Genomic DNA, 25,380 nt, shown 5'->3' on the forward strand with positions numbered 1-25,380 from the left:
CGTCAGTCGCCGTCGGTCCCGTCAGTCGCCGTCCTCCACCGGGAGGCGACCGCCGGGCGGGACGACGACGCCGTCGTCCACCACGGTCCCCAGCGCGACCAGCGCCACCCCGTCGTCACCGTCGTCACCGTCGTCACCGTCGGCACCGTCGGCACCGTCGGCACCGTCGGCACCGTCGGCACCGTCGGCACCGTCGGCACCGTCGGCACCGGCGTCGTCCGTGTCCTCGGCCGGCCCACCCACGCGTGCACCACCGCGCACCTCGACCCGCTCGTCGAGCACCGCCCGCTCGACGACGGCACCCGACCGGACGACGACGCCGCGCAGCAGGACCGAGTCCCGCACCACCGCACCGGCCTCGACCCGTGCACCGGGTCCGACGACGCTGCGGTGCACCTCGCCCGCGACGCGAGCGCCGGGTGCGACGAGGCTCGCCGTCACCCGGGCGTCGTCGGCCACCCAGGCGGGGGCCGCCTGCTGCGGACGGGTCCGGATGCGCCACGCCGGGTCGTCGAGGTCGAACGGCGGCTGCGGACCGACGAAGTCCATGTGGGCGGCCCAGTAGGCCGGGACGGTGCCGACGTCACGCCAGTAGCCGTCGAACCGGTACTCGTGCGCACGGCCGCGGGCGACGAGGGCGGGGAGCAGGTGGTGGCCGAGGTCCTGCTCGTCGTCGGGGGCGTCGGCAGCCTCCTCGACCAGCTCGAGCAGCACGTCGGTGTCGAAGACGAAGACCTCGGTCGTGATGAGGTCCGACGCCGGCCGGTCCGGCTTGAGCGCGTACCCGGTGACCCGCCCGTCGGCGACCTCGACCACGCCGAACCGGGACGGGTCCTGGTGCGCGCGGGTCGTCACCACCGTGACCTCCGCGCCCTGCTCGCGGTGCGTGCGCACGACGTCGGCGTAGTCGAGCCGGTAGACGGCGTCCGCGCTGAGCACCACGACCTCGGGCGGGCCGAACTCGCGGATGAGCGCCGCCTGCCGCCACAGCGCGTCGGTGGTGCCCTCGTGCCACCCGGCCCGGTCCGTCCCGCGATGCGGCTGCAGGACGAGCAGCCCGCCCTCGGTGCGGTCCAGGTCCCACGGCCGGCCGTTCGCGAGGTGGTCGTTGAGGGACGTCGGGTGGAACTGCTCGATCACCCACACGTCCGGCAGCCCCGCGTTCGCGCAGCTGCTGAGCGGGAAGTCGACGAGGCGGTGGGTCCCGGCGAACGGCGTGGCGGGCTTGGCCCGGTCGTCCGTCAGCTGCTCGAGCCGCCCACCCGCACCACCGGCCAGCACGATCACCAGCGTCCTGCCCCGCACGTCCACCGCTGCCTCCCCGCGAACGCGACGGGCCGCGCCGTCGTCCGAGGTCGATCGTGCGCCGACGCGGGGCCGGCCGCACGTCGGCCGCACGTCGGCCGCACGTCGGCCGCACGACCGACACCGGCGCACGGCGGGGCACGTCAGTGGGCGCCCGGTCCGTTGCCCCCGCGGACGCGGCGCACCTATGCTGCCGCCACCATCCGGAGCGGCCGAGAGACCCGGCTCGACGACGCCGCAGCAACCCCCTCGCACCTGAGGGTGCGGGTGCTTCCGCCGGGACCGATGGAGAGCCGATGACAGATCCTGCGACCGCCGGCCGTCCCGGGCTGACGCACGGCCCCGCGGCGATCGACCGCCCGACCGTGTCGTTCGAGCTGTTCCCGCCCCGCACCCCCGAGGCGACGCAGACGTTGTGGACGACCGTGCAGCACCTCGCGGCGGTGCGGCCCGACTTCATCTCGGTCACCTACGGCGCGTCCGGCTCCACGCGGGCCACGACCCGCGACCTCGTGCGTCGCCTGCTCGCCGAGACGTCGGTGCTCCCCATCGCCCACCTGACGTGCGTCGGGTCGACCCGCAGCGAGCTCGTGACGGTCATCGAGGAGTTCCTCGACGAGGGCGTCCGGACGTTCCTCGCGCTGCGCGGCGACCCACCCGTCGGTGCCACGGACTGGCGGCCCCACCCGGGCGGGCTGAGCCGGGCGAGCGAGCTCGTCGAGCTGCTCCGCGAGGTCGAGGCGGCCCGCTGCGGGTCCTCCCCGAGCCAGGCGCTGCGGGGCGCGGCGCACAAGATGAGCGTGGCCGTCGCCGCCTTCCCGACCGGCCACCCCGGGCCGGGCAGCCCCGCCGAGCGCCGCCGACGGGACCTGGACGCGCTGCTCGCCAAGCAGGAGGCCGGCGCCGACTTCGCGATCACCCAGGTGTTCTTCGACCCCGGCACCTACCTCGACCTGCTCGACGACGCCCGCGCCCTGGGCGTCACCATCCCGATCCTCGCCGGCGTCGTCCCCACGACGGACCCGGCACGGCTGCTGCGCGTCGAGGAGCTCACCGGCGTCCCCGTCCCGGCCGACCTCCTGGCGCGGCTCCTCGCCGCCGACGACGACGAGCGCGTCCGGGTCGGCACCCGCGCGGGCGTCGACCTCGCGAACGCGGTGCTCGATGCCGGGGCCCCGGGCCTGCACGTCTACACCTTCAACCGGCACCGGGACGCGCTCGCCCTGATCAAGGGGGCGGGTCTGTCCGACGCATCCCCGGAGGCGTCACCCATCGGAGCCGCACCGATCGACGACCGCCACCGGCCGCACGACCTCGAGCCCCAGGGGCATCATGACCAGCACACCCGACCGGCCCACCGACGTCAGGCCCCGCCCCACCGACGTCGAGCCCCGCCCCACCGCGCCACCCGCGTCCCCTCCGTTCCCCCCGGCGAGCGTGCTCGGGTACCCGCGGATCGGGCCGCGTCGCGAGCTCAAGCGCGCCCTCGAGGCCCTGTGGGCCGGCACCGCGACGGTCGACGACGTGGAGCAGGAGGGGCCGCGCTGCGCGCCCGGACCCGGCGCCGCCTGGCCGACCTCGGACTGCCCACCGACGCCCCCGCCATCCCGTCAGCGTTCTCGTACTACGACCACGTGCTCGACGTCGTCCTCATGCTCGGCGCGATCCCGGACCGCTTCGCCGCCGTCGCGCCCGCGCCCGGGGAGCCGGTCGGACTGGACACGCTGTCCGCGCTGGCCCGCGGTCTACCGGACGCGCCGCCGCTCGAGATGACCAAGTGGTTCGACACGAACTACCACTACCTCGTCCCCGAGATCGGGCCCGGCACCCCGCTCCGCCTGGCCGACGACCGTGCGGTGCGCGAGCTCACCGAGGCGCTGGTCGACGGCGTGCTGACCCGGCCGGTGCTCGTGGGCCCGGTGACCTTCCTCCTGCTCGCCAAGGCGACCGACGACGCCCCGGACGGCTTCACGCCGCTCGACCGGCTGGACGACGTCGTCGCGGTGTACGCCGACGCCCTGCGCGCCCTGGCCGCCGCGGGCGCCACCTGGGTGCAGCTCGACGAGCCCGCCCTCGTCGCCGACCTCACGGGCGTCGACCGTGCCCGCGTCCACGACGCGGTCCGGCGCGCCTACGGCACGCTCGCCGGCCCGACGCGCCCTGGCGCGACGAACACCGACGCGACGAACACCGGACGCCCCGCGATCCTCGTCGCCGCGCCCCTCGGCGACCTCGGCGACACGCTCCCGGTCCTGGCCGGCACCGGGGTCGACGGCATCGCCCTCGACCTCGTGCGGGGCTCCGTGCCGCCCGGCCCGGTCCCGGGCCTGGCCGGGCGGACCGTCGTCGGCGGGGTCGTCGACGGGCGCAACGTGTGGCGCGCCGACCTCGGCGCCGCTCTGGGCCGCCTGGACGCGCTGCGGACCGCGCTCGGTCCGGACGTCACGGTGACCGCCGGCACCTCCACCTCGCTGCTGCACGTGCCGCACGACGTCGACGACGAGCCGCACCTCGACCCGACGCTGCGGTCCTGGCTCGCTTTCGCCGACCAGAAGGTCCGTGAGGTCGTCACCCTCGCGACCGGCCTCACCGACGGCGCCGCCGCGGTGGACGACGCCGTCCGCGCGGCCGCGATGGCGCGGGGCACGAGGGCGACGGCCGACGGCGTCGTCCGCCCCGAGCTGCGGGACCGCCTCGCCGCGCTGGACGACTCCGCCCTGCAGCGCGCGGACGCGGGCGTCCGGCGTGCGGCCCAGCAGCAGCGGCTCGACTTCCCGCCGCTGCCCACGACGACGATCGGCTCGTTCCCGCAGACCGCGGAGATCCGGTCCGCGCGCGCCGCGCACGCGCGCGGTGCCCTCGCCGACACCGCGTACGACGACGCCATGCGTGCCGAGATCCGCCGCGTCGTGGCGCTGCAGGAGGACATCGGGCTGGACGTGCTCGTGCACGGCGAGCCCGAGCGCAACGACATGGTCCAGTACTTCGCCGAGCACCTCACCGGGTTCGCGTCGACCGCGAACGCGTGGGTGCAGTCCTACGGCTCGCGGTGCGTGCGCCCGCCGATCCTGTGGGGCGACGTCACCCGTCCGGAGCCGATCACGGTCGGGTGGTCCACGTACACCGCGTCGCTCACCGACCGGCCGGTGAAGGGCATGCTGACCGGACCGGTGACGATCCTCGCGTGGTCGTTCGTGCGCGACGACCAGCCGCTCGCGGACACGGCGCGGCAGGTCGCGCTGTCGCTGCGCGAGGAGATCACCGACCTCGAGGCGGCCGGGATCGCCGTCGTGCAGGTGGACGAGCCGGCGCTGCGCGAGCTGCTGCCGCTGCGGGCCGTCGACCGCCCGGCGTACCTCGACTGGGCCGTCGCGGCGTTCCGGCTGGCGACATCGGGGGCCCGTGACGCGACCCAGGTGCACACGCACCTGTGCTACTCGGAGTTCGGTGAGGTGATCGGCGCGATCGACGCCCTGGACGCGGACGTCACGAGCATCGAGGCGGCGCGGTCGCGCATGGAGGTCCTCGGGGACCTCGCGGCGGCGGGCTACGCCCGTGGCGTGGGCCCGGGCGTGTACGACATCCACTCCCCGCGCGTGCCGGACGAGGCCGAGATCGCCGCGCTCCTGCGCGCGGCGGTGCGGTCGGTCGACCCCGCGCTGCTGTGGGTCAACCCGGACTGCGGTCTCAAGACGCGCCGGTACCCCGAGGTGGAGCCGGCGCTGCGGCACATGGTGGCCGCCGCCCGTACGGTGCGGGCCGCGCTCGCCGCACAGGTCTGACCTGTCGACATCGCGGCCTGCCCGGGTGGGCCCGGGTCACGTCCGCCTCCAGCCGGCGAGCGTGGCCCGCACCGTACAGGCCGGGGGACGGCCGCGGGTGGCCCCGCGGCCGTCACCGGGTCGGCGTCAGCTGCTCTGCTCGGCCGGCGCGGGCGCGTCGATCTGCTGCTGCGCCTCGCCACCACCGATCGAGGACTGCTCCGCGCCGCCCAGGTGCTGCACCTGGACCCGGCGCGGCTTGGACTCCTCGGCCACCGGGATCGTCAGCGTCAGCACGCCGTCGGCGTAGGTCGCGCCCATCCTGTCGAGCGCGAGGCCACGGCCCACCGTCAGCTGACGGGCGTAGGTGCCGCTCGGCCGCTCGTTCACGAGCCACTGCGCGTCCGCATCGGTCCGGGCGGTGCGCTCGGCGCGGATCGTCAGCGTGCGGTCCTCGATGTTCACGTCGATGGTGCCCGGGTCGGCGCCCGGCAGGTCCACGTTGAGGACGTAGTGGTCCCCGGAGCGGAACAGGTCCAGCGGCATGGTGCCGGCTGCGCGGGCGGACCCGAAGACCTGGCCCATCAGGCGGTCCATCTCCTGGAACGGGTCGAATCGAGTAGCCACACCCCTCACCTCCTCGTCACAAGAGGCCCCGGCCTCCGGGGCCCGGTGCTCCCGGTCCGGCGCCTCGCCGTCCCGGGTGGCTACGAGATTTTTAGCACTCGGCACCCGAGAGTGCCAACCGTGACGACGTTCGCCGTGAGCGATCAGCGGCGAGGATGGGTGGCGGGGATGGGTGGCGGGGATGGGCGGCGGAGATCAGCGGGGGATCAGTACGGAGCGTCGGTCCGGGCGTCGGTCCTGGGGTCGGCCCTCGCGTCGGTCCTCGGGTCGACGACCCGGTCACGGAGCTGCTGGTCCAGGGCACGCACGATCGGCACGTCGGCGTCCAGCCACGGCACCGACAGCCAGGCACCGATGTCCAGCCAGCGCAGCTCGTCGTGCTCGACGAGGGGCTGGGGGTCGCCCGCGGCTACCTGAGCCGTCCACAGCCGCATGACGTACTTCTCCGACAGGCGCCACCCCCGGGTGACGGTGCGACGACCTCGGCCCCGAGCCGGACCACGACGCCGAGCTCCTCGTGCAGCTCCCGGTGCAGCGCCACCACCGGGTCCTCGCCCGGCTCCACCTTCCCGCCGGGGAACTCCCATCGGCCGGCCAGGCTGACCGGCTGGGCGCGGCGCGCGCTGAGCAGCCGTCGGGGGGACGCGAGGTCGTCGAGGATCGCGCCGGCCACGACCAGGACGGGCGGCGCGCCGGTGGGGTGGGTCATGTCGCGCAGTCTTCCTCACCGGACGACCTGGTGACGTGACGCCCGGATGACGGCCGCGTGACGCGCGACGACGCCGTGACCGCTAGGTGACGAGGACGAGTCCGCCGAGGCTCACGCCGAGTGCGGTGACGGTCGACACGGCCCCGAGCCCCAGGGCGCGACCCCGGTCCGCAGCAGGCGTCGCAGGTGCACCTGCGCGCCGAGCCCGACCATGGCCGCGGCGAGCAGCACGGTCGTGAGCACCGAGGTGTGCGTGAGGAGCCGTTCGGGGAGCAGGCCCGTGCTGCGCAGCGCGACGGCGACGAGGAACCCCACGACGAAGAGCGGGAGCAGCGGAGGCCGTCGGCGGCCGGGCACCGGCGCGGACGACCGCCGCACCGCCACGCTGACCCCCGCCACGAGGGGCGCGAGCAGGACCACCCGCGCGAGCTTGGCGACGACGGCGGCCGCGAGCGCGACCCCGGAGACCGCACCGGCCGCGGCGACGACCTGCGCGACCTCGTGCACCGCGAGGCCGGCCCACAGCCCGGCCGTGCGGTCGGCCAGTCCGAGCACGCCGGCGAGCAGCGGGACCAGGAGGATCGTGCCGCTGCCGTAGAGCGTGACGAGGGCGACGGCGGTCGCGACGTCGTCGTCGTCGGCCTCGGCGACCGGTGCCATGGCGGCGACCGCAGCGGCCCCGCAGATCGAGAAGCCCGTCGCCACGAGCAGGCGCAGCGGGCGACCGACCCCCATCCTCCGGCCGACGAGCACGGTGACGGCGAACGTCGCGGCCACGGTGACGACCAGCACGGCGAGCTCGCCGAGCCCGAGCTCGAGCACGTCGCCCACCGCGAGCTGCAGGCCGAGCAGCACGACACCGGTGCGCAGCAGGGGCGCGAGGACCAGGCGAGCCCGGGTTCGATCCGGGCCGGGACGAGGTGCAGGTTGCGGGCGACCAGCCCGACGGCGATGGCGAGCAGCAGGGCGGACACGGCCGGGACCCGGGACGCGGCGAGGAGACAGCCGACCGCGACGACGAGGACGGCGATCACGCCCGGGGCGCGTCGGGCGACAGGGGCGAGGCGGGGGTCCGTGCGGGCGACCGCCCGGAACCGGGCGCCGCGTCGGCGGAGGCGGTGGGCACACCGCCAGCCTGCCGCATGGGCCGCTCCCGTCCCGCATCGACGGGCGCAGGGCGCCACCTGGCCGAGGTCGGCCCGGGCCCTGGTCGATGACCAGCACCGCTGGCCGGCACCGCTGACCAGCACCGATGGCCGGCACCGCGCCCGCGCCGGTCAGGACCGGGTCAGCACCCCGCAGGGCGCCGGGTCGGCGCGAGGCGCACCGCCCGGTGTGGAGCAGGGCTCAGCGAAGCCCGGCGGCGTAGGCCCAGGCGACGGCGTCGGCCCGGGTGGAGACGCCGATCTTCCGGTAGAGGCTGCGCACCTGGGACTTCACGGTGTTGCGGGTGACGAAGAGGGTCGTGGCGATCTCCTCGAGCGTCACGTCCTCGGACAGGTGCTCGAGGACGACGAGCTCGCGCCGCGTCAGAGGCTCGGACACGGGCGCGGTGTACGCGCCAGGCCTGACCAGCTCGAGAGTGCTCACGATGACCTCCGGTGTTCCTGCGGCGTGCGTCCCGGGTCGGGTGCGGCGCCTGTGCTGTCTGACACATGGAGAGACGCCCCAGGCCCGCAGCTATGACGCGGGTTTTCACCCGAAAGTTCGCAGCGCCGCACTGGCGTGCGTGGCGCGCGCCTGATACCGCGCAAAGCCGCAGGTCAGGACGTTGCGCGGTCCCGTGCGTCCGGTGCAGATCGCTCACCCGTCCGGCCCATCGCAGATCCACCGCGGCCGCTCGCGGTCCCCCGCGGACCTCCGGGTCCCCGCCCCACGGCGACCGGTCCCCCGGCCGTCGCGCGGGCGCGGTGCCCTCACGCGCGGGCGCGGTGCCTCACCCCTCGACGTGCGCCCGGTACTCGTCCGCGGTGAGCAGCGGGCCGGTGCCCGTCACGTCGACGCGCAGCAACCAGCCGGCGCCGTAGGGGTCGGAGCCGACCAGGGCGGGGTCGTCGACCGCCGCGGTGTTGACCTCGACCACGGTGCCCGTGACGGGGGAGAACAGCTCCGAGACGGACTTGGTCGACTCGACCTCGCCGCAGACCGTGCCGGCGGTGACCTCGTCCCCGACGGCCGGGAGCTCGACGTACACGAGCTCGCCGAGTGCCTCGGCCGCGGTCTCGGTGATGCCGACCGTCGCGGGGTCGCCCTCGGCGACCCACTCGTGCTCGACGGTGTACTGCAGGTTCTCGGGGAAGCTGGTCACGGCGTCTCCTCGGGCGGGGCGGGTGTCGGGGCAGGTGTCAGGTGGGGCGGCGTGTCGGGCGGGGCGGGGCGGGGCGGGGCGGAGCGGGGCGACAGCGTCACGGCAGGCGGCTCACGACGAGCGGCGGTAGAAGGGCAGGGCCACCACCCGCACCGGTTCCGTGCGCCCGCGGACGTCGACGCCGAGATCGGTCCCCGGTTCGCCCTCCTCGGGCGTCACGAAGGCCATCGCGACCGGGTGCCCCAGCGTGGGCGACGGCGCACCCGACGTCACCCGCCCGACGACGTCGCCCGGCTCGTCCCCGCCCCCGTCCGCGCCCTCGTCCCCGCGCCGGACCACCGGGTACCCCGCGCGCGCCGCGCGCCGACCCAGGCCCTGCAGGCCGACGAGCACGCGGTCCGGCACCGCGTCGGCGCGCGCCGCGAGCGCGTCCCGGCCGACGAAGTCGAGCGGGGCACCGTCGGGCTCGGACTTGTCGAGCCGCACCACGCGCCCCAGGCCGGCGTCGTACGGGGTCGTCGTACGGTCGAGCTCGTGGCCGTACAGCGGCATGCCGGCCTCGAGCCGCAGGGTGTCCCGTGCGGCCAGCCCGGCCGGGACCAGGCCGTGCGGCGACCCGGCGTCGAGCAGCGCCCGCCACAGGCCCGACGCGGCGTCGGCGGGGACGAACAGCTCGAACCCGTCCTCACCGGTGTAGCCGGTCCGGGCCACGAGCGCCGGCACGCCGGCCACGGTCGCCGGCAACCCGGCGTAGTACCGCAGGTCCGTGACGGCCGCGACGTCGTCGGGCGCGGCGAGCGAGGTGACGACCGCGGCGGCGCGGGGCCCCTGCACGGCGACCAGCGCGGTCGCGGCGGACTCGTCGGCGACCCGGACGTCGGGCCGGCCGGCCGCGAGGGTGTCCAGGGCAGCGAGCACGGCGTGCGAGTTGGCGGCGTTCGCCACCACGAGAAAGTCGTCGTCGCCGGTGCGGTAGACGACGAGGTCGTCGACGATGCCGCCGTCGGGCGCGCACAGCATCGTGTACCGCGCCCGGCCGACGGCGACCGCGGAGAGGTGCCCGACGAGCGCCTGGTCGAGCAGCGCCGGCGCGCCGGCCCCGGTCACCCGGAGCTCGCCCATGTGCGACAGGTCGAACAGCCCGGCGGCGCTGCGCACCGCGAGGTGCTCGGTCCGGTCGCCGGCGTACCGCAGCGGCATCGTCCAGCCCGCGAAGGGGGTCAGTGCCGCACCGAGCGCGACGTGCTCGTCGTGCAGCGGGCTGCGCCGCTCGGCGCCCGGGGCGGCGCTCACTGCTCGTACGCCTCGACCGGCGGGCACGAGCACACGAGGTTCCGGTCGCCGAAGGCACCCTCGACGCGCCGGACCGGCGGCCAGTACTTGTGGGTGCGCAGCGACGCGAGCGGGTAGGCGGCGAGCTCGCGCGGGTAGGGGCGGTCCCAGGTGTCGGAGATGACCGACGCCGCGGTGTGCGGCGCCCCGCGCAGCGGTGAGTCGGCCACCGCCCAGCGCCCCGCCGCGACCGCGTCGATCTCGCCCCGGATCGCCACCATCGCGTCGACGAACCGGTCGAGCTCGGCGAGGTCCTCGCTCTCGGTCGGCTCGACCATCAACGTGCCCGGCACCGGGAAGGACAGCGTCGGGGCGTGGAAGCCGTAGTCCATGAGGCGCTTGGCGACGTCCTCGGCGGTCACGCCGGTCGCCTTCGTGATCGCCCGCAGGTCGAGGATGCACTCGTGCGCGACGAGGCCGTTCGGCCCGGTGTACAGCACGGGGTAGTGGTCGGCGAGGCGCGCGGCGAGGTAGTTCGCTGCGAGCACCGCGGTCTCCGTGGCGCGCCGCAGCCCCTCCCCGCCCATGAGCGCCACGTACGCCCACGAGATCGGCAGGATCCCCGCCGACCCGGACGGCGCCGCCGAGACCGGCGGCGTCGCGCCCCGCCCGGGCAGGTACGGCGCGAGGTGCGCCGCGACCGCGACCGGCCCGACCCCGGGGCCGCCACCGCCGTGCGGGATGCAGAAGGTCTTGTGCAGGTTGAGGTGCGAGACGTCGCCGCCGAGCTCGGCCGGCCGCGCGAGACCGACCAGCGCGTTGAGGTTCGCACCGTCGATGTAGACCTGACCGCCCGCCGCGTGCACGAGGTCGCACACCGTGCGCACGTCCTCCTCGTAGACGCCGTGCGTCGAGGGGTAGGTGATCATGATCGCCGCCACCCGCCGGCCGTGCTCCGCGAGCTTCGCGCGCAGGTCGTCGAGCTCGACGGAGCCGTCCTGCGCGGTGGCGACGACGACGACCCGCATCCCGGCCAGCACCGCCGACGCCGCATTGGTGCCGTGCGCCGACGCCGGGATGAGGCAGACGTCGCGCGGAGCGGCACCCGACCCGTGTCCCGGTGCGCCGTCCTCGGCCGCCGTGTGAGCCTGGGCTCGGGCCTGGGCCTCGGCCTCGGCCTGGGCCGCCTGGGCCTGGTGGTACGCACGGATCGCGAGCAGGCCGGCGAGCTCGCCCTGGGACCCCGCGTTCGGCTGCACCGACACCGCCGCGTACCCGGTGATCTCGGCGAGCCAGCCCTCCAGGCCCGCGATGAGCTCGGTGTATCCGGCGGGGCGAACGGGTGCAGGTCGGCGAACCCGGGCCACGACATCGGCTCCATCTCGACCGTGGCGTTGAGCTTCATCGTGCAGGACCCCAGCGGGATCATCGTCCGGTCCAGCGCGAGGTCCAGATCCGAGAGCCGGCGCAGGTAGCGCAGCATCGCGGTCTCGGAGCGGTGGGCGTGGAAGACCGGGTGGGTCAGGTAGTCGCTCGTGCGCCGCACCTCGTCCGGCAGCGCCGTCCCCGACGACGACGACGCTGGGCCCGCCGACGACACCGTGCCCGACGACGCCGTGCCCGACGACGCCGCCCGGGCGCGCGTCGCCCCGTCGTCGGCGGCGCCCGCGTCGACGAACGCCGCCAGCACCGCACCGACGTGGTCGGCCGTCGTCGTCTCGTCGCACGCGACCTGGACGTGGTCGGCGTCGGCGAGCCAGAGGTTGATCCCGCGCCCGGCGGCCGCGGTGACCACGGCCTGCGCCGCGCCCGGGACGAGGGCGCGGACGGTGTCGAAGAAGGCGTCGTGCTCGACGGTGACGCCGCCGGCGCGTAGCCCGTCCGCGAGCGCGACGGCCCACCCGTGGGTGCGCTCGGCGATCGCGCGCAGCCCGTCGGGGCCGTGGTGGACGGCGTACATCGACGCGACGACGGCCAGCAGCGCCTGCGCGGTGCAGATGTTGCTCGTCGCCTTCTCCCGGCGGATGTGCTGCTCACGGGTCTGCAGCGCGAGCCGGTACGCGCGGTCGCCGTCGGCGTCGATCGACACCCCCACGAGCCGCCCGGGCAGGGTGCGCTCGAGGCCGGTGCGCACCGCCATGAACGCGGCGTGCGGCCCGCCGTGGAACATCGGGACGCCGAAGCGCTGCGCGCTGCCGACGGCGACGTCGGCGCCGAGCTCGCCGGGCGGCGTGAGCAGCGTGAGCGAGAGCAGGTCGGCGGCGACGGTCACCAGCGCGCCGGCCTCCCTGGCCCGCTCGACGACCGGCCGCAGATCCCGCACGACCCCGGATGCTCCCGGCTGCTGCAGGACGACCCCGATGACGCCGTCCTCACCGCCGAGGCCGGCCGGGATCCCGTCGGCGAGGTCGGCGACGACCAGCGGCAGACCCATCGCCTCGGCGCGGCCGCGGGCGACGGCGATGGTCTGGGGCAGGCAGTCGGCGTCGAGCACGACGACGCCGCCCGGCCGTCCCTTGGTCGCCCGGCGCATGAGCAGGACCGCCTCGGTCACCGCGGTCGCCTCGTCGAGCAGCGACGCGTTCGCGACCGGCAGCCCGGTGAGGTCGGCGACGACGGTCTGGAAGTTCAGCAGCGCCTCGAGCCGTCCCTGGGAGATCTCCGGCTGGTACGGCGTGTAGGCGGTGTACCAGGCCGGGGACTCGAGGACGTTGCGGCGGATGACGCCGGGCGTCCGGGTGCCGGAGTACCCCTGGCCGATCATCGACGTGAGCACGGTGTTCCTCGAGGCGAGGTCGCGCAGCGCCGAGAGCACCTCCTCCTCGCCCCGCGCGGCGGGGAGGTCGAGCGGCCGGTCGGTGCGGATCGCGGCGGGGACGGCGGCGTCGACGAGCGCGTCGAGGGAGTCGTGGCCGAGCGCGTGGAGCATCACCGACAGGTCCCGGCTGCGCGGCCCGATGTGCCGGTCGGCGAAGTCCACGGCTGCGTCGGTCCGGTGGGCGAGGGCGTCACGGCTCAGGTGGGTGCGCTGCGCCTGGTCGGGCCGCACCGGGTGGGACGAGGTCTCGTCGAGCTGGGTCACGAGGCGGCTCCGGTGTGCGCCCGGCTGTGCGCCGGGGACGGGTGGGTGGCCCTCCCGCCCTGTCGTCCGGCCCCGGGATCGCGCCCCGAGGTCCCGACCGGGCAGTCGGCGGTCAGCGTACGCCGACCGGTCCGGGACGAGGCGCGGGTCAGAGCGTCCGCTGCCAGGCGATGATGCGGTTGACGGCCTCGCCGACCACCTCGAGCGACGACGCGAACGACAGCCGGACGTAGGCGTCGCCGTCGACCCCGTCGAAGTCCGTGCCCGGGGTGAGCGCGACCCCGGCCTCCGCGAGCAGCCGTGCGCACCAGGTCCGTGAGTCCAGCCCGGACGCGGAGACGTCGGCGTAGAGGTAGAACGCACCGTCCGCCGGGGCGACCCGCGTCCAGCCGAGCTCGGGCAGGCGGGCCAGCAGCAGGTCGCGGCACGCGGTGTACCGCTCGACGTTGGCCTGCGCCGCCGCGTACCCCTCGGCGCTCAGCGCGGCGACGCCGGCGTGCTGCGCGAGCGCCGGCGGGCACAGCGCGACGTTCCCGGCGAGGGCGTCCACGGCCTGCACGAGGTCGTCCGGCAGGAGCATCCACCCCAGCCGCCAACCGGTCATCGCCCAGTACTTCGAGAACGAGTTGACGACGACGGCGCCCCGGTCGAGGTACTGCGCCGCCGTCGCCGGCGCCGGGCCGCCGTAGGTGATGCCGTGGTAGATCTCGTCGCTCACCAGCCGCACGCCGTGGTCGGCGCACCAGCCGGCGAGCGCGGCCAGGTCGCCCGGCGCGATCATCGTCCCGGTCGGGTTGGCGGGGCTGGCCACCACGAGACCGTCGAGCGGGCCCTCGAGCTGCTCGAGCTGCTCGAGCTGGGCGACCGTCGGCTGGTACCGGGTCTGGGGCCCGCACGCGAGCTCGACGACCTCGCACCCGAGCGCCGCGAGGATGTTCTTGTACGCCGGGTACCCCGGGCGGGCCAGGGCCACCCGCGCACCGACGTCGAACGCGGCGAGGAACGCGAGCATGAACCCGCCGGACGAGCCGGTCGTGACCGCGACCCGCGCCGGGTCGACGTCGACGCCGTACCAGCGCCCGTAGTGCTCGGCGATCGCCCGGCGCAGCGGCGGCGCACCCATCGCCTCGGTGTACCCGAGGTCACCGGACTGCAGCAGCTCGATCGCCCGGTGCCGGACGACGTCGGACGCACCGGTCGCCGGCTCGCCCGCGCACAGGTTGAGCACCGACTCCCCGCGGCGCGGCGCGCGTTGGCCGCCGCCAGGATCTCCATCACGGCGAACGGGGGACGGCGGACCGCCGCGACGGCTTCATCCCGCCATCCTGTCCCGACCGCCGCCGTCGCGCACGGGCGTCGTGCCGCAGCCGCGCCGGTAGCCTCGCCGGGTGATCGTGGACTGCGGCGTGTACTCCGGGGCCGACGACGCCCCGAGGACGAGACCGACGTCGCCCGGGCCGTCGAGGCGGCCGCCGCGCAGGACGGGTTCGTGTGGATCGGGCTGTCGCAGCCGACAGCCGCCGAGTTCGCGACGCTGCAGCGCGAGCTGGACCTGCCGCAGCTCGCCGTCGAGGACGCCGTCAAGGCCCACCAGCGACCCAAGCTCGAGCGCTACGACGACCTCACGTTCGCCGTCGTCAAGCCCGCGCGGTACGTCGACCACGACGAGGTCGTCCGGATGAGCGAGCTGGCGATCTTCCTCGGGCCGCACGTCATCCTCACCGTCCGGCACGGCGAGACCGACGTGCCCGCCCAGGTGCGCCGCGACCTCGAGGCCGACCCGGAGCTGCTCGCGCACGGGCCCGCGGCGGTCCTGTACCGGTGCCTGGACCTCGTCGTGGACGAGTACCTGTCGATCGTGGGGTCCATCGGGGTGGACGTCGACGAGATCGAGGACCAGGTGTTCGGCGGCGTCCCCGGGGAGCACGCCGAGCGGATCTACAAGCTCAAGCGCGAGGTGCTCGAGTTCCGGCGTGCCGTCGTGCCGCTCGTGGCGCCGGTGCAGCAGCTCGTGGACGGCACGGTGCCCGGTGTCGGGCCCGACGCGCGGCGGAACTTCCGCGACGTCCACGACCACCTGCTGCGCGCCGCGGACGCGATCGAGGGCTACGACGCCCTGCTGACCAACGTGCTGCAGGCCGAGCTCGCCCAGGTGACGGTCGAGCAGAACCGCGTCTCGGTCCGGCAGAACGAGGACATGCGCAAGATCTCGGCGTGGGCCGCGATCGCGCTGGTGCCGACGGCGATCGCCGGCATCTACGGCATGAACTTCGACCACATGCCCGAGCTCGAGACGCGGTACGGCTACTTCGTCGTGCTGGGCGTGATCGTCGCGGCGTGCGTCGGGCTCCACGCGCTGTTCCGGCGCAACCACTGGCTGTAGACGCCCCACCATCCCGAGGTTGACATGACCCGTGAAGCGAGCGAGCCGAGAAGCCGACGATGGAGCCTCACGTCGCTGCTCACCCTCTGCGGTCTCCTCGCGACCAACATCGTGGCCCTCTACGGCGCGTTCTACCTCGTGGTCCCCAGGCTCGAACCGCGTGAGCGCCTGGGCGCGTCCATCACCTCGATCGTCGTCGAGCAGGACGTGCCCTTCGTCGACTACGCCGCACTCCTCCACGCCGGCGACCTGGAGGGGTGGAGACCTATGACACCTCCGGCAGCATGATCTTCGTGAGCGCCTCGATCGCCGGGTTCACCGATCGGTCCTACGCCATCGCCATCGACGTCCTCGAGGGCGGCACCAACTCGAAGATCACGGGCAGCAGGCTGCGCGAGCTGCACCGTGGGGTCGACGGACCGTTCAACACCTGCGAGACCCGGACCATCGCGGCCGAGGAGGACAACGTGGCATGGCGTTGCTGGGTCGTCGACGACGTCCTGCCGCAGCAGTACTCGATCGTCGCCAAGCTGTACGACGCCGGCGTGCGGCAGCAGCAGCCGGACGAATTCACACTGGACACGACGAGCCTGATGCACTTCATGCAGAGCACCACCCTGACGCGGACCGACACGGCAGGCTGAGTCCGGCGCGTCGGTGGCGCGTCAGCCGGTGGTGACCCCGCGCGCCGCGAGGTCGGCGCGCACCCGGTCCACGACGGCGTCCGCAGCCGCCTCCACCTGGTCCAGGCACTCGACGAAGTCGGCATCCCCGCCGTACCAGGGGTCGGCGATGTCGAGCAGGTGCTCGGCGTCGGCGGCCTCGTCGAGCGGCGCCGCCGGGTCGAAGGACCGGTACATGACGACCCGGCCGGCGAGCTCAGGCGTCCGGGCCAGCCGGCGCAGGGCCCGGGCGTGCGTCGACGTCATCGCGAGCACGAGGTCGTTGCCGGTCAGGTCCGTGGCGCGCACCTGACGCGCCGCACGCCGCGGCACCTCGTACCCCCGGGCGCGCAGGACCGACTGGGCCCGGGTGTCGACGGGGTTGCCGTCCTCCTCGTCGCTGATGCCGGTCGACGTTACCTCCACGAGGTGCCCGAGGCCGGCGTCGTCCAGCCGCCGGCGCAGGACGACCTCGGCCATGGGCGACCGGCAGATGTTGCCGGTGCACACGGTCATCACCCGGTACCGGGCCGCGCTCTCGCCGCTGCCGGTGCGGGCGCGGTCCCGCGCGCTCACGCCGGGCCTCCGTCGGACGGCTCGGTGCCGGGCCCGGGCGCCGGGGCCGACGACGGCGCGCGGGGCGTCGTCGGCGCCGTCGTGGCGCCCTGGGCCGGCGCCGTGAGCACGACCGGCCCGCGGGCCGTGATCGCCACCGTGTGCTCGGCGTGCGCGGCACGTGAGCCGTCGGCGGATCGGATGGTCCAGCCGTCGTCGTCGATGAGGTAGCCGTCCCCGCCGGCCATGAACCACGGCTCGATGGCGATCACCAGGCCGGTGCGCAGCTTCATGCCCCGCCCCGCGGTGCCGAGGTTGGGCACGTGCGGCTCCTCGTGCATGGTGCGGCCGACGCCGTGGCCGCCGAAGTCCGCGTTGATGCCCAGGCCCGCGCGGCGGCCGACCTCGCCGATCGCGGCGGAGATGTCGCCCATGCGCGCACCCGGTCGGGCGGCGGCGATGCCGGCGCGCAGGGCGCTCTCGGTGACCTCGATGAGGCGCAGCGACTCGGGATCCGGTGTGCCGACCACGAAGGACACCGCCGAGTCGGCCACCCAGCCGCCCACCTCAGCGGCGAAGTCGATGCTCAGCAGGTCACCGTCCGCGAGCACGTCGTCCGACGGGAGGCCGTGCAGGGCCGCGTCGTTGACGGACGTGCAGAGCACGCCGGGGTAGGGCATCGCCCCGAACGACGGGTGATAGCCGAGGTAGACGGAACGCGCTCCGGCGTCGCGGATCATGCCGTGGGCGTGGGCGTCCAGCTCGCGCAGCGTCGTGCCGACCGTGGCCCGTTCGCGGACCGCGGCGAGGACGCCGGCGACGAACCGTCCCGCGACGGCGATGCCCTCGATCTCGGCTGTGCTCTTGAGGTCGACCATGAGCGACACCTTCTCACCCCGGGGCGGCGCCGGACGACGGGGGCCGCACCGCGACGCGCGACCGCGTCCGGGCAGGGAACAGCCCGTGGGCCGGACCTTGCGGTCCTGCCACGCCGGACGATTGCGTGGCACCCACGGGCTGCGGTGACTGCCTGGGACTCACCAGCCGCACATGGCCGTCGAGCCCGGACAGTGCCGTCCGATGGAACGGGCGACTAGTGGACAGTCACCTCTCGCGTCCGAAGAGAATTCACTTCTGGACCACCTCCTTCCTCGATGCCCCGACCGTACGTCCGTCCTTCGCAGCGCGCCAGCGATTTACGCCGGCGGCGCACGGGGACGGTGTGCGATGCCGGACGCGACGTCACCCGTCCTCGTCCGCGGACGAGCCGCGCGCCATGGCGCCGTGATCGGCGACCGCGAGTCCGAAAGATCCCTCTTGCCCCGGTATGGGCGCGTGCGCTGTGCTTCTCCCTGTGCGCTCCGGTGCACACGGCCGGCACGGCGCCGGCGGACGTCGAGGTCCGCACCCTCGCCCGACGGGGCGCGGGGCGGGCCGGTCGGGACGCGTTGGACGCCCCACGTCTGGTCCCCTCTCTCCTCCCGGGAGCACCCATGCCTGTCTCCACCCTGCCGCGAACCCTGCGCGCAGCCCTCACCTCGACCGTGCTGTGCGGAGCCCTGGTGGCCACCGGCGGTGCGGCGCAGGCACACGACCGCGACCGCGGTCACTGGCCACCACCGACTCCGGGCACCCCCGAGGTGCTCGTCGACGGTCTGGTCGGCCCCCTGAGCCTCAGCGTCGGCAAGCACCGCACCGTCTACGTCAGCCAGGACTTCGCGTTCGAGGTCGGGGCCGTTCGCGACGGGTCGTACACGACCCTCGTGGGCGACGCCGAGGGCGGGGTCGAGCACGCCGGCGTGTCGTCGGACGGCCGGACCGTGTACTTCGCCACGACCGAGTACGACCCCGTGACCAGCGCGCCGGTCGCCGGCCACGTCTGGGAGAGGGACCGGCGCGGGCGGGTCACCGAGCTGGCAGACCTGACGGAGTACGAGGCCACCCACAACCCCGACGGTGGCGTGAGCTACGGATTCACGGACCTGCCGGACGGGTGCGAGGTCCCGGACGGCTACCCCTTCCGGTACACGGGTGTCGTCGAGGCCCACCCGTACGCGACCACGCCGTGGCGGGGCTCGCTCCTGGTCGCCGATGCGGCGGGCAACGACATCCTCTCCATCGACCGTCGCGGCAAGGTGGAGACGGTCGCCGTCCTCCCCGGTCCCGGTGACGGTGAGCGCGGAGATGGTCGCCGGGATGGGGCTCCCGGGCTGCACCGAGGGGGCCACCTACCTGCTCGAGCCGGTCCCCACCGACGTCGAGGTCGGCAGGGACGGCTGGCTGTACGTCAGCGCGCTGCCCGGCGGTCCCGAGGCGCCCGGCATGCCGCCGGCCGGGTCGGTGTTCAAGGTCCACCCCCGCAAGGGCACGACGCACCTCGTGGCCACCGGTCTGGTCAGTGCGGTCGACCTCGCCGTGGGCGCCAAGGGCGAGATCTACGTCGCGGAGCTGTTCGCCGGGCGGGTCTCGGTGATCCCCCGCGGCTCGTCGACGCCGCAGCCGTTCCTCGAGGGTGTCGCCCAGCCGGGTGCCGTCGAGGTGGAGGGACGCACCCTCTACCTCACCACCGAGGTCTTCCCCGGTGAGGGTGCGCCGCCCAGCGGGAAGGTGCTGAAGATCCCGCTCCGGCACGGTCGCTGACAAGAACGGTCGCTGACCGGCACGGTCGCCTGCACGACGACGGCGGCGGGTCCCGTGGGGACCCGCCGCCGTCCTGGTGCGCGGGCGACCTCAGCCCTGCAGCCGCCGCGCGATCGCGATCGTCCGCTGGGCGAGGTGGTCCAGCGCGTCCAGCTGGGGCTGCCCCAGGGGGATGTCGTTGTCCCCGCCGGTCGCGTGCGACACGCCGTACGGGTTGCCGTCGACGAACTTCAGCGGGTCGGTGTAGCCGGGCGTGACGAGGATCCCGCCCCAGTGCGCCACCTGGTGGTACAGCGACAGCAGCGTCGACTCCTGACCGCCGTGCGCCGTCTGGGACGCGGTGAACCCCGCGTAGACCTTGTCGGCGAGCTGACCCTGGGCCCAGGCCGGCCCGGTCGTGTCGAGCAGCTGCTGGAACTGGCTCGTCACGTTGCCGTAGCGGGTCGGCGACCCGAGGAGCACGACGTCCGCCCACACCATGTCGTCCGCGGACGCGGTCGGCTCGTCCTTCATCGCCTCCACGTGAGCGGCCCACGCCGGGTTGGACGCGATCGCGGCCTCGGGAGCGATCTCCTTCGCGTGCCGACGGCGCACCTCGGCGCCGGCCGCTGTGGCCGCCTGCTCGAGCCGCTCCGCCATGCCCTGCAGGGTGCCGGTGGCCGAGTAGTACAGGATCGCGACCTTGACGCTCATGGTGCTCCTTCGTTCGGATGACGGGTGTCCGTCCGATCGTCCGGTGCGGGTGCCCGGTCGGCATCTCGACGCCCGCGCACCAGCGGGGAACACGGCGGCCCGGCGCGGGGTTGCGGCGGTCATGACAACGATCGGGCTCATCGGAGCAGGACACATCGGCGGAACCCTGGCGCGCATCGCCGTCGCGGCGGGCCTCGAGGTCGTCGTGAGCAACTCGCGCGGACCTCAGACGCTGGTCGACCTCGTCACCGAGCTGGGCGACGCGGCCCGGGCCGGGACGACGCAGGAGGCGGCCGCCGAGGGCGACGTCGTCGTGGTGAGCATCCCGCTGCACGCCTACCAGGAGGTCCCCGTCGAGCCGCTGGCCGGCAAGGTCGTCATCGACACCAACAACTACTACCCGCAGCGCGACGGTCAGATCGACGAGCTCGACGCGGGCACGACGACGTCGTCCGAGCTGCTCCAGGCGCACCTGCCCACCTCGCGCGTCGTGAAGGCCTTCAACCACATCCGGTCCGACGACCTGGGCAGCCAGGGTGCGCCCGCCGGCACCGAGGGGCGGCGTGCGTTGGCGATCGCCGGGGACGACGCGGAGGCGAAGGCCGTGGTCGCCACGCTGGTCGACCGCCTCGGCTTCGACGTGGTCGACGCCGGCTCCCTCGCCGACGGTCGCCGCTACGCGGTCGGCACCCCCGCCTACGGCCCGCGGATGGACCGCCCGGAGCTCGAGACCGCGCTCGCCGGCGCCTGACCCGACCGGGCCGATCCCGGCCAGACATGACGAGGGCCCCGATCCGCTGTCACCAGCGGGCCGGGGCCCTCGCTCTCACTGTGTGCGCGAGGGGGACTTGAACCCCCACGCCCTTTCGGACACTGGCACCTGAAGCCAGCGCGTCTGCCATTCCGCCACTCGCGCGCGCCGGAGCACATTAGCACGGTGCCGGGGGCGGTCCCGCATCGCGTCCGCGGCCGGGTCCCGGTGCCCCCGGGCCGAGGCGCGGGGCCCCGCTCAGGACCCGCTCGTGGGCGACTCGCGGGGCCTCTCACCCGCCGACACGGGGGCTGGGGGGACGCCTGATCGTTACCATCGCACGTGGACGACGGCCCGCCGTCCGGTGCCCGGCTGCCCAGGTCACGCACCGGTGCGGGCCTGCGTGGACAACGGGACGACGGTGCAGGGAGGTGGGCATGGGCATCCTCGACAGGTTCGAGCAGGGCGTCGAGCGCGTGGTCAACACGGCGTTCGCCAAGGCGTTCCGCAGCGAGGTGAAGCCGGTGGAGCTCGCCAGCGCGCTGCGCCGGGAGGTCGACGACCGCGCCGCCGTCGTCGACCGCGACCGCACGGTGGTGCCCAACGACTTCACGATCGAGCTCTCCCCGACCGACTACCAGCAGGTGGTCGACTGGGGCGAGGAGACGCTCGCGGACGAGCTCGCGGCGAACGTCACGGACCATGCGTCCGGTCAGCGGTACGCCTTCGTGGGGCCCGTCACGGTGACCTTCGACGAGCACGACGACCTGGAGACCGGACGCTTCCGCGTCCGCAGCGCGACCGCGCGCGGTGCCGTGGCTCCCGCGACGACGTCGGCGCCGAGCGCGCGGCACCCGCTGGTCGACATCGACGGGCAGCGCTACCTGCTCACCGGGCCGATCACGGTCATCGGACGCGGCTCCGAGGCGGACATCATCGTCGACGACCCCGGCGTCTCGCGCCGGCACCTCGAGATCCGGGTGACCCCGGACGGCGTGATCGCGAGCGACCTCGGCTCGACCAACGGCCTCTTCGTCGAGGGGCACGCCGTGCCGGCCGCGACGCTGCTGGACGGCAACACGATGACGATCGGCCGCACGCGGATCATGTTCTGGACCGGCGAAGCGGACGCCGCTCACGATGACTGAGCACCCGTCATGAGCGAGCTCGCGGTCACCCTGCTGCGCCTGGGCTACCTCGTCCTGCTCTGGGTGTTCGTGCTCTCCGTCATCGGGGTGCTGCGCCGGGACCTGTACGGCACCCGCATCGTGCCGCGCCGCCGGACCCGTGCGGCCGCTGGTGGGGACGCAGCCGAGGCGCCGTCGGGCGCGGCCCCGGTCCGGGAGCCGCGCCGCGACGGCGGTCCGACGCGGCTGGTCGTCACGGAGGGCCCGCTCACCGGGACGACGCTGCCGCTGACGTCGTCGGCGATCCTCGTCGGCCGCGCGCCGTCGTGCACGCTCGTGCTGGACGACGACTACTCGTCCTCGCGCCACGCCCGCCTGTACCCGCAGGACGGTCGATGGTTCGTCGAGGACCTCGGCTCCACGAACGGCACCTTCCTCGGCCAGACCCGGGTCGACCGGCCGATGCCGGTCACGCCCGGCGCGCAGGTCCGGGTCGGCAAGAGCGTCCTCGAGCTGCAGAGATGAGGACGGCCCCGTGACGATCGCCCTGAGGTACGCCGCCCGCTCGGACGTGGGCCTCGTGCGCGCCAACAACCAGGACTCCGCGTACGCCGGGCCGCACCTCCTCGTCGTCGCGGACGGCATGGGCGGGCACGCCGGGGGCGACGTCGCGTCCTCGGTCGCGGTCGCGACGCTGGCCCCGCTCGACGACGAGGCGCACGGGCCCGACGACGCCCTCGCCGAGCTCGACCGCGCGCTGCACTCCGCGCAGGACGAGCTGCTCGCCCTCGCCGACGCCGACCCCGAGCTCGCGGGCCTCGGCACCACCGTCACGGCGCTGCTGCGTGCCGGCTCCAAGCTCGCCATGGCGCACATCGGCGACTCGCGCGCCTACCTCCTGCGCGACGGCGACCTCACCCAGGTCACGACGGACCACACGTTCGTCCAGCACCTGGTCAACACCGGCAAGATCACCGCCGAGGAGGCGGAGACCCACCCCAGCGGTCGGTCGTCATGCGGGTGCTCGGCGACTTCGACATGGAGATCGTCCCGGACCTGTCCGTGCGCGAGGCGCGCGCCGGCGACCGCTGGCTGCTGTGCTCCGACGGCCTGTCCGGCGTGGTCAGCGCGGAGACGCTGGCCGAGACGCTGCGCGGCGTGCCGGACGTCGGCGCGTGCGCGGACCGTCTCGTGCAGCTCGCGCTGCGCGGCGGCGGCCCGGACAACGTGACGGTCGTCGTCGCCGACGTCGTCGACCTCGACGCCCTGCCCGACGGCGCCGCACCGCCCACCGCGGCCGACGTCGTCGGCTCCGCGGCGACCTCGCGCCATCGGCCGACGTCCGCAGTGGACGGACCGGCGGCCCGCGCGGCGGGGCTGGGCGGCGCCGCCGGGGGCACGTCCGGGCGCACCGGCGGCGGAGCGGGCTCGCCGGCCCAGGGTGCCGGCGCCGGGGCAGCCGGCGCGCGCAGCGGCGGGACAGCCACGACGGCCGGACCGGGTGACCCCGACGGCGAGGACGCCGAGGACCGACCACGCTCCGGCCGGCGGGTGGTCGCCGCCCTCGTGGTCGTCGTCGTCCTCGCGGCGGTCGGCGCGGCCGGCGTCCTGGGGTACCGCTGGACGCAGGAGCAGTACTACGTCGGCCTCGCCCAGGACGACGTCGTCATCTACCGCGGCATCCCGCAGACGCTCGGACCGGTCGTGCTGTCCGCGGTGGTCGAGCGCACCGACCTCACCGTCGACGACGTCCCCGGCTACGTCCGCGAGCGCCTCGAGCAGAGCATCTTCGCCGACTCCCTCGCCGACGCCCGCGACCGCGTGTCCGGCCTCGACACGGTCGACGACACGCAGCCGGACGCGCAGCCCGGCACGCAGCCCGGCACGCAGCCCGACACGCAGCCCGACTCCGACGGGGCGCCGGACGCCCCGACCGCAGTGCCCACCGCAGTGCCCACCGCAGTGCCCACCTCGCCGGCCGGTCCCTGATGGTCACGGTCGCCCCCCACCACGTCCGCTCCGGCCGCGGCGTCGAGCTGGGGCTGCTCCTCCTCGCGCTCGCGCTCGGGGTGGGCGCGTACGCGCTCGTCGGCCTCAACGTCACCGGCGAGCTGCCCGGCAACATCGCCGGCTACGGAGCCGGCATGGCCGCGCTCGCGCTCGTCCTGCACCTCGTGCTCCGCTGGCGCGCGCCCTACGCCGACCCGGTGATCCTGCCCGCGACGATCGCCCTGAACGGCATCGGGCTGGCGATGATCTACCGGATCGACCTCGCGTACGCCGCTCGGGACAACGCGACCGCGTTCGCGACCCGGCAGCTCGCGTGGACAGCCCTCGGGGTGCTGCTGGCGGCCGTCGTGCTCGTCCTGCTGCGTGACCACCGGACGCTGCGCCGGTACACGTACACCGCGATGGTCGCCGGTCTCGTCCTCATCGTCCTGCCGCTCGCCCCGGTGCTCGGGACGGAGATCAACGGCGCGCGGATCTGGGTCCGGCTCGGGGGATGTCGCTCCAGCCGGCCGAGTTCGCCAAGATCGCCCTCGCCGTCTTCTTCGCCGGCTACCTCGTGACCCACCGGGACACGCTCGCCCTGGCCGGCCCGCGGATCGGCGGGCTGCACCTGCCGCGCCTGCGGGACCTCGGGCCGATCCTCGTGGTGTGGGCCTGCTCGCTCGCGGTCCTGGTGTTCGAGCGAGACCTCGGGACGTCGCTGCTGTTCTTCGGGCTGTTCGTCGCGATGCTGTACCTCGCGACCGAGCGCACGAGCTGGATCGCGCTGGGCATGCTGCTCTTCGGGGGCGGGGCGATGCTGGCCGCCCAGACGTTCCCGCACGTGGGCGCCCGCTTCGACGCGTGGCTGAACGCCTTCGACGACGACGTGTTCAACCAGTCGCCGGGCGGGTCGGGACAGCTCGTGCGCGGGCTGTACGGGATGGCGAACGGCGGGCTCTTCGGGACCGGGTGGGGGCAGGGGCGGCCCGACCTCGTGCCGTTCGCGGAGTCGGACTTCATCGTCGCCTCGCTCGGCGAGGAGCTCGGGCTGACCGGCCTGCTCGCGCTGCTGGTCATCTACCTCGTGCTCGCCGAGCGCGGCATGCGCACCGCGATCGGCGTCCGCGACGGGTTCGGCAAGCTGCTCGCCGGTGGTGTCGCGTTCGTGGTCGCGTTCCAGTGCTTCGTCGTCGTCGGCGGGGTCACCCGGGTCATCCCGCTGACCGGGCTCACCATGCCGTTCCTGGCGTACGGCGGGTCGTCGCTGCTCGCCAACTGGGTCATCGTCGCCCTCATCCTGCGGATCTCGGACAGCGCACGGCGTCCCGCCCCCGCGGTCCGCGGCTACGCGGACCCGGGCCCGGCGGGCGACGACGACACCCACCGCCGCGACACCGACCCTGCCGACGGCCACCGCGCCGACACCGACCACCCTGACGCCGACCACCCCGGCACCGACCACCAGGACACCGAGATCCTGCGCGGCCTGCGGGAGGGGCGCGGATGAACACCC

16 protein-coding genes, 1 tRNA gene, 7 pseudogenes and 1 riboswitch are annotated in these 25,380 nt (G+C 74.8%); of the genes and pseudogenes, 11 read left to right on the forward strand and 13 right to left on the reverse strand.

Annotated elements, in window-relative coordinates:
- Positions 1 to 21: 21 nt before the first annotated feature.
- Positions 22 to 1,311: a glucose-1-phosphate adenylyltransferase family protein gene (locus REH70_RS18775; RefSeq protein WP_310749698.1), complete on the reverse strand. Its 1,290-nt coding sequence runs from the start codon at positions 1,309 to 1,311 to the stop codon at positions 22 to 24.
- Positions 1,312 to 1,501: 190 nt separating this feature from the next.
- A riboswitch (SAM riboswitch) is annotated at positions 1,502 to 1,597 on the forward strand.
- Positions 1,598 to 1,601: 4 nt separating this feature from the next.
- On the opposite strand from REH70_RS18775, the pseudogene REH70_RS18780 reads away from it, so the two are divergent.
- Together REH70_RS18780 and metE are read left to right on the forward strand one after the other, a co-directional pair.
- Positions 1,602 to 2,477, forward strand: a pseudogene (locus REH70_RS18780) (methylenetetrahydrofolate reductase); the annotation flags it as partial.
- Between the two features lie 160 nt (positions 2,478 to 2,637).
- A pseudogene (metE, locus tag REH70_RS18785) lies at positions 2,638 to 5,087 on the forward strand (5-methyltetrahydropteroyltriglutamate--homocysteine S-methyltransferase).
- Positions 5,088 to 5,213: 126 nt separating this feature from the next.
- Here the strand turns inward: metE and REH70_RS18790 are convergent.
- From REH70_RS18790 to REH70_RS18825, 8 genes and pseudogenes are all read right to left on the reverse strand, one after another.
- Positions 5,214 to 5,693, reverse strand: a complete 480-nt coding sequence (locus REH70_RS18790; protein ID WP_310749700.1) for an Hsp20/alpha crystallin family protein — start codon at positions 5,691 to 5,693, stop codon at positions 5,214 to 5,216.
- A 206-nt stretch (positions 5,694 to 5,899) separates the two neighbouring features.
- A pseudogene (locus REH70_RS18795) lies at positions 5,900 to 6,402 on the reverse strand ((deoxy)nucleoside triphosphate pyrophosphohydrolase).
- Positions 6,403 to 6,513: 111 nt separating this feature from the next.
- Positions 6,514 to 7,257 (reverse strand): putative sulfate exporter family transporter, encoded by a 744-nt coding sequence (locus REH70_RS18800; protein ID WP_310749701.1) that lies wholly within the window; start codon positions 7,255 to 7,257, stop codon positions 6,514 to 6,516.
- Between the two features lie 492 nt (positions 7,258 to 7,749).
- Positions 7,750 to 7,947 (reverse strand): helix-turn-helix transcriptional regulator, encoded by a 198-nt coding sequence (locus REH70_RS18805; RefSeq protein WP_310749704.1) that lies wholly within the window; start codon positions 7,945 to 7,947, stop codon positions 7,750 to 7,752.
- A gap of 391 nt (positions 7,948 to 8,338) precedes the next feature.
- Positions 8,339 to 8,710: a glycine cleavage system protein GcvH gene (gcvH, locus tag REH70_RS18810; RefSeq protein WP_310749706.1), complete on the reverse strand. Its 372-nt coding sequence runs from the start codon at positions 8,708 to 8,710 to the stop codon at positions 8,339 to 8,341.
- Between the two features lie 111 nt (positions 8,711 to 8,821).
- On the reverse strand, positions 8,822 to 10,003 hold the full coding sequence (gene gcvT / locus REH70_RS18815) for a glycine cleavage system aminomethyltransferase GcvT (RefSeq protein ID WP_310749708.1): 1,182 nt from the start codon (positions 10,001 to 10,003) through the stop codon (positions 8,822 to 8,824).
- Positions 10,000 to 13,001, reverse strand: a pseudogene (locus REH70_RS18820) (glycine dehydrogenase (aminomethyl-transferring)). Before REH70_RS18820 ends, gcvT begins: the two are co-directional and overlap by 4 nt.
- A 211-nt stretch (positions 13,002 to 13,212) precedes the next feature.
- Positions 13,213 to 14,380: pseudogene (locus REH70_RS18825) on the reverse strand (pyridoxal phosphate-dependent aminotransferase).
- Positions 14,381 to 14,553: 173 nt separating this feature from the next.
- Between REH70_RS18825 and REH70_RS18830 the strand changes: the two are divergent.
- From REH70_RS18830 to REH70_RS18840, 3 genes are read left to right on the forward strand one after another with little or no spacing between them, the layout of a single operon-like run.
- On the forward strand, positions 14,554 to 15,447 hold the full coding sequence (locus REH70_RS18830; RefSeq protein ID WP_396134578.1) for a magnesium and cobalt transport protein CorA: 894 nt from the start codon (positions 14,554 to 14,556) through the stop codon (positions 15,445 to 15,447).
- Positions 15,448 to 15,471: 24 nt separating this feature from the next.
- A complete protein-coding gene (locus tag REH70_RS18835; RefSeq protein WP_310749712.1) occupies positions 15,472 to 15,735 on the forward strand; it encodes a hypothetical protein in 264 nt (87 codons plus the stop codon).
- Between the two features lie 5 nt (positions 15,736 to 15,740).
- Positions 15,741 to 16,091 carry a hypothetical protein gene (locus tag REH70_RS18840; protein ID WP_310749715.1) on the forward strand — a complete coding sequence of 117 codons (351 nt, stop codon included), beginning with the start codon at positions 15,741 to 15,743 and terminating at the stop codon, positions 16,089 to 16,091.
- Positions 16,092 to 16,112: 21 nt separating this feature from the next.
- Here REH70_RS18840 and REH70_RS18845 read toward each other — a convergent pair whose 3' ends face one another.
- Positions 16,113 to 16,625 (reverse strand): low molecular weight protein-tyrosine-phosphatase, encoded by a 513-nt coding sequence (locus REH70_RS18845; protein ID WP_310754420.1) that lies wholly within the window; start codon positions 16,623 to 16,625, stop codon positions 16,113 to 16,115.
- A gap of 56 nt (positions 16,626 to 16,681) precedes the next feature.
- Positions 16,682 to 17,542 (reverse strand): type I methionyl aminopeptidase, encoded by an 861-nt coding sequence (gene map, locus REH70_RS18850; protein WP_310749717.1) that lies wholly within the window; start codon positions 17,540 to 17,542, stop codon positions 16,682 to 16,684.
- 615 nt (positions 17,543 to 18,157) lie between these two features.
- Here map and REH70_RS18855 point away from each other — a divergent pair.
- A pseudogene (locus REH70_RS18855) lies at positions 18,158 to 19,304 on the forward strand (ScyD/ScyE family protein).
- Between the two features lie 90 nt (positions 19,305 to 19,394).
- On the opposite strand, the gene REH70_RS18860 reads toward REH70_RS18855, so the two are convergent.
- The gene (locus tag REH70_RS18860) at positions 19,395 to 19,997 is read right to left on the reverse strand and encodes an NAD(P)H-dependent oxidoreductase (protein ID WP_310749719.1); all 603 of its coding nucleotides are present in this window, start codon (positions 19,995 to 19,997) and stop codon (positions 19,395 to 19,397) included.
- Between the two features lie 49 nt (positions 19,998 to 20,046).
- Between REH70_RS18860 and REH70_RS18865 the strand changes: the two genes are divergently transcribed.
- On the forward strand, positions 20,047 to 20,748 hold the full coding sequence (locus REH70_RS18865; protein ID WP_310754422.1) for an NADPH-dependent F420 reductase: 702 nt from the start codon (positions 20,047 to 20,049) through the stop codon (positions 20,746 to 20,748).
- Between the two features lie 83 nt (positions 20,749 to 20,831).
- Here REH70_RS18865 and REH70_RS18870 read toward each other — a convergent pair.
- Positions 20,832 to 20,913 (reverse strand) — tRNA-Leu (locus tag REH70_RS18870).
- A gap of 272 nt (positions 20,914 to 21,185) precedes the next feature.
- Here REH70_RS18870 and REH70_RS18875 point away from each other — a divergent pair.
- The 4 genes and pseudogenes from REH70_RS18875 (at position 21,186) to REH70_RS18890 (ending at position 25,374) form a co-directional block, all read left to right on the forward strand.
- Positions 21,186 to 21,896, forward strand: a complete 711-nt coding sequence (locus REH70_RS18875) for a DUF3662 and FHA domain-containing protein (RefSeq protein WP_310749721.1) — start codon at positions 21,186 to 21,188, stop codon at positions 21,894 to 21,896.
- A gap of 9 nt (positions 21,897 to 21,905) precedes the next feature.
- Positions 21,906 to 22,400, forward strand: coding sequence for an FHA domain-containing protein (locus REH70_RS18880; protein WP_310749723.1), 495 nt, complete (start codon positions 21,906 to 21,908; stop codon positions 22,398 to 22,400).
- A gap of 10 nt (positions 22,401 to 22,410) precedes the next feature.
- Positions 22,411 to 23,106 carry a protein phosphatase 2C domain-containing protein gene (locus REH70_RS18885; RefSeq protein ID WP_310749725.1) on the forward strand — a complete coding sequence of 232 codons (696 nt, stop codon included), beginning with the start codon at positions 22,411 to 22,413 and terminating at the stop codon, positions 23,104 to 23,106.
- A gap of 757 nt (positions 23,107 to 23,863) precedes the next feature.
- Positions 23,864 to 25,374: pseudogene (locus tag REH70_RS18890) on the forward strand (FtsW/RodA/SpoVE family cell cycle protein).
- Positions 25,375 to 25,380: the final 6 nt, after the last annotated feature.

Origin of the sequence: Cellulomonas sp. ATA003 (assembly GCF_031582905.1) — a bacterium.
GTDB lineage: Bacteria > Actinomycetota > Actinomycetes > Actinomycetales > Cellulomonadaceae > Pengzhenrongella.